Here is an 11,548-nt window from a genome sequence, read left to right on the forward strand (position 1 = left end):
TACCTCTGGCACAGCCCCCACGGACATGCCTGGCTGCGCGACTGCAGTGGCACGACTGACCTCACCGATGGGCCGGTCGAGCCCGTCGAGTCGCCGCCGCACCGACGAACCGGCTGACCCGCACCCTGCGGACCACGTCCGCGGGGGCGTCGGCATGCCCGCGCTGACCGAGTCGGCGCCGGAGCCCGGGATATGCGCATGACCGCGCGCCCCACGGCCGCCTACGGTAGCTCGATGGACCGCACCACTGCCCAGCGCTGGCTCGACAGCTACGTCGCGGCCTGGCTGTCCTACGAGCCGGAGGCGATCGGCGCCCTGTTCAGCGACGACGTCGAGTACCGCTACCACCCGTCCGACGAGCCGATCGTCGGACGGGCCGCCGTGGTCGCCTCCTGGCTCGGAGAGTCCGAGGCGGAGGGGGCGTCGACGCGGGACGCCCCCGGGACCTACGAGGCGGCGTACGCACCGATCGCCGTCGACGGTGACGTCGTCGTGGCCACGGGCACCTCCACCTACCGGGAGGCTCCGGACGGACCGGTGGCGAAGATCTACGACAACTGCTTCGTGATCCGCTTCGACGCCGACGGGCGCTGCCGGGCCTTCACCGAGTACTACGTGAAGAGGGCCTGAGCCCTCAGCCCGCCCGCAGGCCGAATTCGTTGCCGTCCGGGTCGGCCAGCTCGACCCCGTCAGCGGTGTCGCGGAGGTGGGTCGCCCCGAGGGAGAGCAGCCGCTCGAGCTCGCGGCTGACGTCGGCGGCCACCAGGTCGAGACGCTGTCGGTTCCGGCCGCGCTTGGGCTCGAGCGGCGGGCCGCCCCACGAGACCTTGGTGCCGCCCTGCGGGGACTGGATCGACGTCTCCTCGTCCTGGTCCCAGACCAGGCGCCAGTCGAGCACGTCGCGCCAGAAGAGGCCGACCTCCCGGGTCCCGTCGCAGGTCACCTCGCCGAGCCGGCCGGTGTCGGCGAGAAAGGCGTTGCCGGGATCGATCACGCACAGGTGGTTGTCGCCCGGATCCGCGAGGACGACGTACCCGGCGTCGGGCGGCTGGCCCACGTCGAGGTGGCGGCCGCCGAGGCGCAGCGCCGTGTCGACGGTCCGTTGCTGGTCCTCGAGGCTGGCGCTGGTCAGGTGCAGGTGCAGGCGGGGCGAACCGATCTGCGGGACCGCGGAGCCGATGAAGCGGAGCCCGACCTGCGTCTCGTCACCCGGCACCAGCGCTCCGTGGGGCTCCGCGACGACCTCGCGGCCGAGCAGGCCGGCCCAGAAGGCCGCCACCGGGGAGACGTCGGCGACGTCGAAGGTCACCGCTTCCAGGCTCGAGACCACGCAGGCACCGTAGGTCGCGACGGCCGGCCGGGGCGACCGGTTTACGCCTCAGCCGGCCCGGTACGACGGAACCGCAGCACCGCACCGTCGCGGTACGCCGTGACGTGACCGGGCAGCTGGATCTGCCGGCCGTCGCGGGCGCGGTGGACGATCTCGGCGACGGCGAGCACGTGCTCGCGGGTGAGCTCGGAGGAGATCGCACCGGCGTCCAGGCAGGCGATCCGGATCACGCGGTGCTTCGTCGCGGGGTCGAGACCGTCGAGCGCCGACGTCTCGAGCCCGTCGCCGACGAGCACCTCGCGGTAGAGGTGCTCGGCCCGCTCGTCGAGCGAGGTGACGTCCTCGCGCAGCAGGTCGGCGGTCCGCGCCAGGGCCTGGGCGACGCCCGGTCCGAGCTCACGCTCCAGCACCGGCAGCACCGTGTGCCGGACCCGGGCGCGAGTGAACCTGGGGTCGCTGTTGTGCGGGTCGGTCCACCACTCGATGCCGTCCGCGCGGCAGGCCGCCTCGGTCTGGGCCCGCGTCAAATCCAGGAGGGGACGCAGGAAGAGGGTGGAACGCGGATCCTCGTCGTCCTCCCGGAAGCTCCGGCGCATCCCCATCAGCGACCGACCTCCCGAGCCGCGCGCGAGACCGAGCAGCACCGTCTCGGCCTGGTCGTCGAGGGTGTGGCCGAGCAGGACCAGCTCGGCCCCGAAGTGCTGCGCGAGCTGCGCGAGCGCCGCGTACCGCGCCTGCCGGGCACCCGCCTCGACCCCGGCGGGGCCGGGGTCGACGGTCACGCGGATCGATGCGGTCTCGTCGGCCCCGAGGGCGACCATCTGGGCCACGACCCGCTGGGTCAGCGCCGCCGAGTCGTCCTGCAGCGCGTGGTCGACGACCACGCCGACCACCGTGACCGGCTGGTCGCGGGACTCGAAGACCGTGGCCGCCAGGAGGGCGAGCGAGTCCGCGCCGCCCGAGCAGGCCACGAGCACCGTGCCGGACAGGTCCGCGAGGCTCCGGCGTACGGCGCCCCGCACCGCCGCCCGTGCCGGGTCGAGGGACACGGCCTACCCGTGGACGCGCCTGACCCAGGCGGCCGGGTCGTGGATCTCGTCCTTGCCGGGCAGGTTGGCCGGCTCGGCGAAGACCGCGTTGAAGCCGTCCATGCCGACCACGTCGACGACCTTGCGCACGAAGATCGCACCGTCGCGGTACTGCGCCATCTTCTGGTCGAGCCCGAGCAGCCGGCGCAGCATCCGGTCGAGCGTGCCGACCCCCTTGCGGCGCTGGGTGAACTTGGCCCGGATCTCCGCCACGGTCGGGATCACCTCGGGTCCGACGCCGTCCATGACCACGTCGGCGTGGCCTTCGAGCAGGCTCATCACGCCGGTGATCTGGTCGATCACCTTCTTCTGCTCCGGCGACGACACCAGGTCGATCAGGCTGCCGTCGGTCTTGCCGGAGACGAGGTCCCCGATCCGCGAGAGGCCTTCCGAGAGCATCCGTCCGGGCTCGGTCTCGAGCGAGCCGACGATCTCGGCCATCAAGGACTGGAGGTGGTCGCGCATCCACGGCACCGCGGTGAACTGCACCCGGTGGGTCTCCTCGTGCAGGCAGACCCACAGCCGGAAGTCGTGGACGTCGACGGAGAGCTCGCGCTCCGCGTGGACGATGTTCGGCGCGACCAGCAGCAGCCGGCCCGCGGCACCGGCTGCGTCGTGGAACGGGTCGAACTGGCCGAGCACCTTGTTGCCGAGGAACCCCAGCATGAGGCCGAGCTCGGCGCCGGTGACCCGGGAGCCGATCGCCTCGGTCATGGGTGACGGCGGCCCCTTCTTCTCCTGCAGCTTCGCGACGATCGGTGCGATCACGGTCGCGAAGCCGTCGGCGTTGGCCTGGATCCAGCCGGGCCGGTCCACCACGAGCACCGGCGCCGTGCGCTCCTCGGCGACCAGCCCGGTGAACTCCCGGACCAGCGGGGTCGACTGCTCGGCGCCGCGGCGCAGCTCGTCGACGACTCCCGCGGCCTCGGCGCGCGAGACCGTGGGTCCGTCGCCGGCGAGGCGGGAGCCCACGCGGACCGCGAGGTCCCAGTCGATCATCGGGGAGTGTGGCCGGTCGTCCATGCCTTGACCCTACGAGGTGCTCCCGCACCGGCAGGCCCCGAGCGCCCCGGCGATCAGGTCCAGGGCGTGCCGCGCCGCCAGCGTCTTCGGTACGGCGATCCGGTCGGCGATCACGACGAAGGCCATCCGGTTGCCGTCGAGGTCGGTGGCGATGCCGGCCAGCCCGCTGACCCCGGTGAGCGTCCCGGTCTTGGCCCGCACCCGTCCGCGCGCTGCGGCAGGGGCGTCGTCGAAGCGCTCCTGCAACGAGCCGACGAAGCCCGCGACCGGGAGTCCCGTGATCACCGAGCGCAGGCCCGGGTGGTCGGCGGCGGCGGCGACGCGGAGCACGTCGAGCAGGGTCTGCGGGGTCAGCCGGTCGCGCCGGGACAGCCCGCTGCCGTCGTACACGGTCGACCCGGTGGTGTCGACGCCGAGCTTCTGGAGCACCTCCATGACCGCGGCGGTGCCGCCGGCGAACGAGCCGTCGTGCCGCACGGCGAGGCCGACCTGGTGGCCGATCACCTCGGCGGCGTTGTTGTCGGAGACCGCGAGCGTCCGCTCCACGATCTCGCCGAGGGGCGCGCTCTCGACGGCCGCGATCTCGGTGTCGGTGGGGGCACTCACCGCCGCCGCGACCGGGCCGCGCACGGTGACACCGTGACGGGCGAGCGCGGCAGCGAAGGCGGTCGCGGCCGCCTGCGGCGGGTCGGCCACGTAGCGGCCGTGGGCGTCCTGGCCCTCGTCGGTCCACAAGGCGCTGATCGGCGGCACCACGTTGTCCGGCAGGTACGTCGCCGGCCAGTCGGGGCTGACCGGCGGGCCGGTGAACAGCGACGCGTCGTACGAGAGGTGCACGGTCGTCATCCCCTGCCCGCTCAGCGCGGTGGCGGTGCGGGTGGCGAGGTCGTCGAGCGTCGCGCGGGCCGGGTAGAGCCCCTTCGCGGTGGACCGGTCGGTCGCCAGGAACGGGTCGCCACCGCCGACGAGCACGATCCGGTCCCCGCTCCGGCGCACCGTCGTTCGGAACCGCGTCGTCGGGCCGAGTGCCTCCAGCGCCGCGGTGGTGGTCAGCAGCTTGGTCGTCGAGGCAGGCGTGACCGGCCCGGCGCCGCTGCGGTAGACGACCGAGCCCGACGCGAGGTCGCTGACCGCGACGTCGACGTGGCGGCCGAGGTCGCCGGCGCCGACGTACGGCGCGATCGCGGCTCGCACCGCCGCGGGGTCGATCGGCGCGCCCGCGGACGAGGTGGCCACCGGTGGTGCGACCGCGCTCGCCGCGAGGTGCAGCCCCGCCGGCGGCAGCACCTTCGCGGGCTCGTGGGCGGGCGTTGCGCCGAACCAGCGCTCGCCGAGGTCGAACTGGAGGTTCGCGCCGGCCGCGACCACGAGCAGGACGACGACCGCGTCCGGGAGCCAGCGGAGCGCGGCGCGGAGCCGTCGTCGTCGCGGCTTCGGGTCCGCGCGGTCGCCCTCGTCGTCGGCGTGGCGTTGGTCACGCATGCGCGATTTCGACCCTTCCCGATTCACCGATCCACGATGTTGTGCGCGAGACTAACCCGGTCACCAGTGAGCGGAAGGAAGCGCCCGTGGAGTTCGACGTACTCGTGGAGATCCCGAAGGGCTCGCGCAACAAGTACGAGGTCGATCACGAGACCGGGCGCATCCGCCTGGACCGGATGCTGTTCACCTCGACGGCGTATCCCGAGGACTACGGCTACATCGAGAACACGCTCGGCCTCGACGGCGACCCGCTCGACGCCCTGGTGATCCTGCAGGCCCCGACCTTCCCCGGCTGCCTGATCCGCTGCCGCGCGATCGGCATGTTCCGGATGACCGACGAGGCAGGCGGCGACGACAAGGTGCTCTGCGTGCCGACGCACGACCCGCGGCTGGAGCACATCCGCGACATCAACCACGTGCCGAAGTTCGACCGGCTGGAGATCCAGCACTTCTTCGAGGTCTACAAGGACCTCGAGCCCGGCAAGTCCGTCGAGGGCGCCGAGTGGGTGGGCCGCACCGAGGCCGAGGCCGAGGTCCGAGCGTCCTTCGAGCGGTTCGAGAAGCACCTGGCCGAGCACGGCGACCACGGCGAGCACTGACGTCTAGGTGCGTACGCCGCGGAAGTAGCCCATCGCCCCGGACATCTCGAGGGTGACCTGGGCGAACCCTGCCTCGCCGAGCCAGCGACGCACCTCCTCGGCCGTGGCGCTCGGCCCGAGCAGCCCCGCCAGCCGCCCGACCCGCCGGACCGGCAGCGTGCGCAGGCCACCGCGCGCCAGCGGCGGGATGTTCAGCATCGCGCTCCCGGTCAGTACGCCGCCGGACTGGGTCACCCGCCCCATCTCCAGCACCGCGCGGTGCGGGTCGGGGAAGCAGTGCAGGCCGGTGAACGAGACCACCAGGTCGAACTCGCCGTCGTCGAACGGCAGCGCACCGGCGTCCGCGACCCGGGGCTCGACCTGGTCGGCGACTCCGCGCTCGCGGGCCGCCGCCATCGTGCGGTCGAGCATGGTCGGGGCGATGTCGGCGGCGACGTACCGGACTCCCTGACCGGGCCGCAGCCCGCGCAGCGCGACACCGCCGCCGCAGGGCAGGTCCAGCACCGCGGAGCCGGCCGGCTGGCGGCCGATCTCGGCCGCCGCGGCGTACAGCCGGCGCAGGTCGCTGGCGATGCCCAGGCGCCACAGGGCGCCGCCGGCGCGCGGGTGCTCGACCGACCAGTCGTAGAACGTCGCCCACAGCGGGTCGTCGCTCCACCCGCCCAGCCCGGGGAGCCGCATCAGACCGCTGTCGTCTCGTCGGCCAGCATCTCGGCAGCCTGCATCTCGGCCGGGACCCCGAACGCGTCGACGAGGTCCTGCGCGATCGGACGGATCCGGCGGCACAGCTCGTCGACCTCCCGGGTGATCGCCTTCGCGCGCGCCGACGACAGCCGGCCGTGCTCCATCCACCAGGCGCGCTCGGCCTCGATCGTGCTCAACGCGAAGAGGTCGCAGAGCAGGTTGAGCGCGGCCTTGTTGGCGCCTTCGGGCATCGCGGCGGTCCGGTCGGTGAACGCCTCCAGCACGAGGCGCTCGACGTGCGCCCGGGCGGCTCCGATCACGTGGCCCTGGCAGCGGCTGAACACCTCGGCCGGCTCCATGCCGGAGTCCATGCCGCGCTTGAGCCGGCGCGCCACCCCGGCCAGCATGTGCTCCTCGCGCCAGCGGAACATCGCCAGCTGGTACGCCGGGTCGTTGATCCCGGCCTCCTGGTCCCAGTCGTCGTCGCCGCCGGGCAGCACGTCCTTGATCCGCTCGAGCACCTTGTGCACCGCGGTGCGCTCGATCACGGTCTCGACGGCGAGCCCGGCCACGAACCGCACCATGCCCAGCTGGTCGAGCTCGCCGAACGACGACGAGTAGTCGGTCAGCAAGCCCTTGGCCACGAGCTGGAGCAGGATGTGGTTGTCGCCCTCGAACGTGGTGAACACGTCGGTGTCGGCGCGCAGCGCGTCGAACCGGTTGGCCGACAGGTAGCCGGCGCCGCCGCAGGCCTCCCGGCACTCCTGGATCGTGGTGCTCGCGTGCCAGGTGCCCAGCGCCTTCGTGCCGGCCGCCCTGGACTCCAACGCTCGACGGGTGTGCTCGTCGACCTCCTGCGTCGCCGAGAACACCGCGTGCAGCTGACCGGCGAGCACCTCCTGGGCGAAGTGGAGCGCATAGGTCCGGGCCAGCGGCACGAACAACCGGCGCTGGTGCAGCCCGTAGTCGAGGAGCAGCTCCTCGGGCCCGCCGGGACTGCCGAACTGCCGGCGCTGCAGGGCGTAGCGGACCGCGATCGCCAGCGCGACCTTGCTGGCGTAGATCCCGGCGCCGCCGACGCACACGCGCCCCTGGACCAGGGTGCCGAGCATCGTGAAGAACCGCCGGTCGGGGTTGTCGATCGTCGACTCGTAGGCGCCGTCCTCGGTCACGTCGGCGTACCGGTTGAGCAGGTTGTCGCGCGGCACCCTCACCTCGTCGAACCAGATCCGGCCGTTGTCGACGCCGTTGAGGCCGATCTTGCGCCCGTCGTCCTCCACCCGTACGCCGGGCAGCAACCGGCCCTCGTCGTCGCGGATCGGCACGACGAAGGCGTGCACGCCCTGCGACTCCTCTTCGACCACCAGCTGGGCGAAGACGACCGCGACCTGCGCGTGCGCGGCGGCGTTGCCGATGTAGTCCTTGCGCGAGATGGTGTCGGGAGTGGTGATCACGAACTCCCCGGTCTGGACGTCGTAGCGCGCGACCGTGCCCAGCGCCTGGACGTTCGACCCGTGCCCGGTCTCGGTCATCGCGAAGCAGCCGAGCAGCTCGGCCCGGACCAGCCGCTCGAGGTAGGCGTCGTGGTGCTTCTTCGTGCCGAGCTGGAGGATCGCGCCGCCGAACAGGCCGAACTGCACCCCGACCTTGACCAGCACCGAGAGGTCGCCGAACGCCATCGTCTCGAACGCCGCGATCGAGGCGCCGATGTCACCGCCTCCCCCGTACTGGACCGGGAAGCCCATCCCGGTCTGACCGGTCGAGGCCAGCTCCTGGACGACCTGCAGGACGCGCTCGCGGAACTCCTCGCGGGGCATCTCGCGGGCGTCGGTGAGCACCTGTGCGTGCTCGACGAGTCGCTTGCGGGTGAGGTCGCGGATCTCGGCGTACGTGCCGTCGAGGAGCGCGGTCAGGGAGGGGACGTCGACGTCGGGCGGCGCGTGGTCGGGCATGACCACACTGTGCCAGCAAACCTACGGTCGACCGAAGAAGTCCGGCGCGCTGTCGAAGAGTGCGCTGACCTTCACCACGTCACCGGTGTGCGGCGCCTGGATGATCTGGCCGTTGCCGATGTAGAGCGCCACGTGGTGGATCGTGTTCGGCGACGTGCCCCAGAACACCAGGTCGCCGGCCTGCAGGTCGGCAGCGGCGATGTGCTTGGTCTGCTGGTACTGCGCGGCGGAGTAGTGCGGGAGCGAGATGCCGCCGGCACGCCAGGCCATCATGGTCAGGCCCGAGCAGTCCCAGGAGTCGGGCCCGGCCGCACCCCAGACGTAGGGCTCGCCGAGCTGCTGCCGGGCGAACTCGATCGCCGCCCGTGCGCCGGCGCCGGTGCCGGCCGGCACCGGGAGACCCGGGTTCTCCCAGCCACCCTCGACGCCGAACTCGGCCAGCTGGTCCTGGGTCTCGTTCGCATCGGCTTTGGCCTTGTCCGCCTGGTCCTTGGCCTTCGCTGCATCGGCCTTGGCCGCCTTCGCCTTCGCCTTCGCAGCCGCTGCGGCCGCCTTCGCCGCGGCCTCCTGCGCCTTCCGCTCCAGCGCCTTCTGGCGCTCGGTGGCCAGCTTGACCGAGATCTTCTGGGCCTTGGCCAGGTCCTGGAGGAGCGTCCGGCGCTGGCCGGCGATCGCCGCCGCCTCGCTCTGAGCGAGGTTCGCGGCCTGCGCGGCCGCGTCACGCAGCTGGGCGGCCTTCTCGGTGAGTGCGGCCTGGTCCTTCTCGGCCTTCTCGGCCTTGCCCTGTGCGACCCGGGCGAGCGCATTCAGCGCGGTGTACTGGTCGAAGCGCGCCTGCATCGAGTCACCGGCGCTCTGCACGACGCCCATCCGGCTCATCACGCCCGCCGGGCCGTCGGCGCCGAGGAACGCCGTCATCCCGTTGAGGACGGTGCCGTCCTGGTAGCTCTGGGTGACCAGCTGCGCGATGCCCGCCCGCTGCTCCGCGACGTGCGCGAGCGCATCGGCCGCTGCCGCCTTGGCGGCGGCGGTGGCCTGCTGTGCCTGCTGGAGGCGCCACATCGCACCGTTGTAGGCCTCGAAGGCCATCTCGGCCCGGTCGCCGGCGGCCTGCAGCTTCGCGTTGGCGACGGCCAGCGACGCCTGGAGCGCGGCCACGTCACCGGCCTTCTGCGCCGCGACCGCCTTGGCCTGGTCGACCTGCGCCTGCGAGGGCGCGGGCGGCGGCTTGGGCTTGTCCGCGTGTGCCGACGTGCTGACGGACAGCACTGTCGCCACCGTCAGGATCGCGGTCAGAACTCCCCTGGTCCTGGTGCGCACCTGGTTGGAACCTTTCGTAGGCGTCGCACATCGCTCCCCAATCACGATGCGCGCCGACGCAACGGTAGGCGTCACCGGTCACAGCCGGAACGGGAATCGGAAAATATAGCCCTTTTGGGCGGCGTGTCCCGTTGACAAATGACACTGGTGTGATTCGGTGTCAGTCGGTCGCGTCGACCGGGACCTCGCTGGTCGAGGTGGTCGGGTGCGAGCTGCGCCCTCGCCGGTCGAACTTCTGGCCGGTGCCGAGCGCGGCGAGGTAGACCGCCACCAGGGCGATCGCGAGGCCGGCGATGTCGTCGGCGATGTAGTGCCAGCCGAAGTAGGTCGTCGAGATCGTCACCAGCACGACGTACGCCCAGAGCACGATCCGCAGCACCCGCGTGCGCAGGGTGTACTGCGCGACCAGGGCGAGGCTGACCGTGATCGCGACGTGCAGGGAGGCGAACCCCGCGGTGGACTGCACGCCGTCGGCGAACGGGTTGAACAAGACATTCGTACGCGCGTAGAAGAGCGAGTCCTGCAGCTTCGCGACGCCGGTGTCGGGCAGGTCGGAGTAGAGCCACGGGAAGAAGAAGTTCGGCCCGAGGGTCGGGATCGCGTAGTAGCTCGCGGTCCCGAGGGCCCAGCAGATGCACTGCGCGGTGATGAACCAGTAGCCGAAGCTCACGTTGCGCGACCACACGGCCCAGACCACGATCGACACCGGCACCATCGGCAGGAAGATCAGGTACACCCACGAGAGCACGTACGCCGAGATGCCCGTGCCGAGCCAGTGGTGGAGCAGCGTCGAGGGGTCGTTGCCGAACAGCAGAACGTGGTCGAAGCGGTGGAGCGCGTAGTCGTACTTCGTGGGTGGCCCGTCGCCGTCGCGCATGATGAACGGCAGGAAGTTCTTGATGTTGCGGTAGCTGACGTAGGTCACGTAGAAGCTGACGATGCCGACCACCACGAGGATGATCCGCTCGCGCGTCCAGTGCTCGCGGATCAGCAGCAACGCCTCGGCCTTCAGCCGCCCGGGGTTGCCGCGGGCGCGCCACAGCGTGCGCGGGACGACGTCGGCGACGAACGCGCCCGCCACCAGGAGGGGCAGCCGGATCCACGCAGGACCGAGGAAGCCGTCGGGGTCGCGCAGCGGGTAGCCCAGCGCGAGGCTGCAGATGATCGCCAGCGCGCCCATGACCACGGCGACGGCGACCAGCATCGCGAACGCCCGACGCCGCGGACCGCCACCCACCTTCGGCGCCGGTGTCGGCAGGACCGACTGCGGCACGAGCGTGGAGGGCTTCACGGGAACTGATTCTAGGGTGTGCCGCTCGAGCCTCCGCCGCCGCTCACCAGCGCCGCCAACCGGTCCGGTACGACGCGCGCCCGCACCGTCTCACCGACGGTGACCGCCTGGCCGGGCTCCGCGACACCGGAGAGCCGGCCGACCCCCTCGACGTCGAGCTCCACGCGCAGCTGCTCGGGGGTGACCCGGGCCGAGACGACCACGGCGGTGAGCGGGCCCGCGGGGTCGAGCCGGATCGCGGAGCGGCGCAGCGCGACCTCGCTCCACGTCGCACCCGGGTCCACCAGCTCCCGCAGGGCGATCGCCCCGGCGCCCTCGACGACGCCGGCGTAGCCGAGGAATCGCGCGGTCCAGGCGTCAGCCGGAGCCCGCCAGACGTCGGCGACCGTGCCGGCCTGCACGACCCGGCCCTCGCGCATGACCGCCATCCGGTCGGCGACGGCGAAGGCCTCCTCCTGGTCGTGGGTGACCAGCAGCGCGGTCGTGCCGGCGCGGCGCAGGATGTCGTGGAGGTCGGCGGCGAGGCGCTCGCGCAGGCCGCGGTCGAGGGCACTGAGCGGCTCGTCCAGCAGCAACATGCGTGGCTCGACGGCCAGCGAGCGGGCCAGGGCGACCCGCTGCCGCTCGCCCCCGGACAGGGTCGCCGGCATCCGGTCCTCGTAGCCGGCGAGGCCGACGAGCTCCAGCAGCTCCGCGACCCGCTCGGCCTCACCCGCTGGTTGAGTGGCGCCCGCTGGTTGAGTGGCGCCCGCTGGATGAGTGGCGCCCGCTGGATGAGT

Annotated in this window: 11 protein-coding genes; 2 read left to right on the top strand and 9 right to left on the bottom strand. The window is 72.3% G+C overall.

The features are described from left to right. The first annotated feature begins 234 nt into the window (after nt 1-234). A complete protein-coding gene (locus EFL26_RS04345; RefSeq protein ID WP_183408021.1) occupies nt 235-630 on the top strand; it encodes a nuclear transport factor 2 family protein in 396 nt (131 codons plus the stop codon). A 4-nt stretch (nt 631-634) separates the two neighbouring features. Here the strand turns inward: EFL26_RS04345 and EFL26_RS04350 are convergent, their stop codons facing one another. Genes EFL26_RS04350 through dacB form a run of 4 tightly spaced genes read right to left on the bottom strand, consistent with a single transcriptional unit; the run spans nt 635 to nt 4,923 of the window. Next, nucleotides 635-1,330 (bottom strand): VOC family protein, encoded by a 696-nt coding sequence (locus EFL26_RS04350; protein WP_123221640.1) that lies wholly within the window; start codon nt 1,328-1,330, stop codon nt 635-637. A gap of 41 nt (nt 1,331-1,371) precedes the next feature. Then, nucleotides 1,372-2,379 (bottom strand): tRNA lysidine(34) synthetase TilS, encoded by a 1,008-nt coding sequence (gene tilS / locus EFL26_RS04355; protein ID WP_123221641.1) that lies wholly within the window; start codon nt 2,377-2,379, stop codon nt 1,372-1,374. Nucleotides 2,380-2,382: 3 nt separating this feature from the next. After that, nucleotides 2,383-3,441 (bottom strand): zinc-dependent metalloprotease, encoded by a 1,059-nt coding sequence (locus tag EFL26_RS04360; protein ID WP_246000003.1) that lies wholly within the window; start codon nt 3,439-3,441, stop codon nt 2,383-2,385. A gap of 9 nt (nt 3,442-3,450) precedes the next feature. Continuing rightward, nucleotides 3,451-4,923, bottom strand: coding sequence for a D-alanyl-D-alanine carboxypeptidase/D-alanyl-D-alanine endopeptidase (gene dacB / locus EFL26_RS04365; protein ID WP_123221643.1), 1,473 nt, complete (start codon nt 4,921-4,923; stop codon nt 3,451-3,453). Between the two features lie 41 nt (nt 4,924-4,964). On the opposite strand from dacB, the gene EFL26_RS04370 reads away from it, so the two are divergent. Continuing rightward, nucleotides 4,965-5,522: an inorganic diphosphatase gene (locus EFL26_RS04370; RefSeq protein WP_425464098.1), complete on the top strand. Its 558-nt coding sequence runs from the start codon at nt 4,965-4,967 to the stop codon at nt 5,520-5,522. Between the two features lie 3 nt (nt 5,523-5,525). On the opposite strand, the gene EFL26_RS04375 is transcribed toward EFL26_RS04370, so the two are convergent. The 5 genes from EFL26_RS04375 to EFL26_RS04395 all read right to left on the bottom strand — a co-directional run. Next, nucleotides 5,526-6,203: a class I SAM-dependent methyltransferase gene (locus tag EFL26_RS04375; RefSeq protein ID WP_123221645.1), complete on the bottom strand. Its 678-nt coding sequence runs from the start codon at nt 6,201-6,203 to the stop codon at nt 5,526-5,528. Further along, nucleotides 6,203-8,158, bottom strand: a complete 1,956-nt coding sequence (locus tag EFL26_RS04380; protein WP_123221718.1) for an acyl-CoA dehydrogenase family protein — start codon at nt 8,156-8,158, stop codon at nt 6,203-6,205. The genes EFL26_RS04375 and EFL26_RS04380 overlap by 1 nt, the downstream gene beginning before the upstream one ends. A 21-nt stretch (nt 8,159-8,179) precedes the next feature. Further along, nucleotides 8,180-9,478, bottom strand: a complete 1,299-nt coding sequence (locus EFL26_RS04385) for a C40 family peptidase (protein ID WP_148046626.1) — start codon at nt 9,476-9,478, stop codon at nt 8,180-8,182. Between the two features lie 160 nt (nt 9,479-9,638). Further along, nucleotides 9,639-10,769 (bottom strand): phosphatase PAP2 family protein, encoded by a 1,131-nt coding sequence (locus tag EFL26_RS04390; RefSeq protein ID WP_246000004.1) that lies wholly within the window; start codon nt 10,767-10,769, stop codon nt 9,639-9,641. 11 nt (nt 10,770-10,780) lie between these two features. Beyond that, nucleotides 10,781-11,548, bottom strand: a 768-nt coding sequence (locus tag EFL26_RS04395; protein ID WP_148046629.1) for an ABC transporter ATP-binding protein, incomplete at its 5' end; no start/stop codon positions are given.

The sequence above is a fragment of the Nocardioides pocheonensis genome (genome assembly GCF_003725535.1).
Lineage (GTDB): Bacteria > Actinomycetota > Actinomycetes > Propionibacteriales > Nocardioidaceae > Marmoricola > Marmoricola pocheonensis.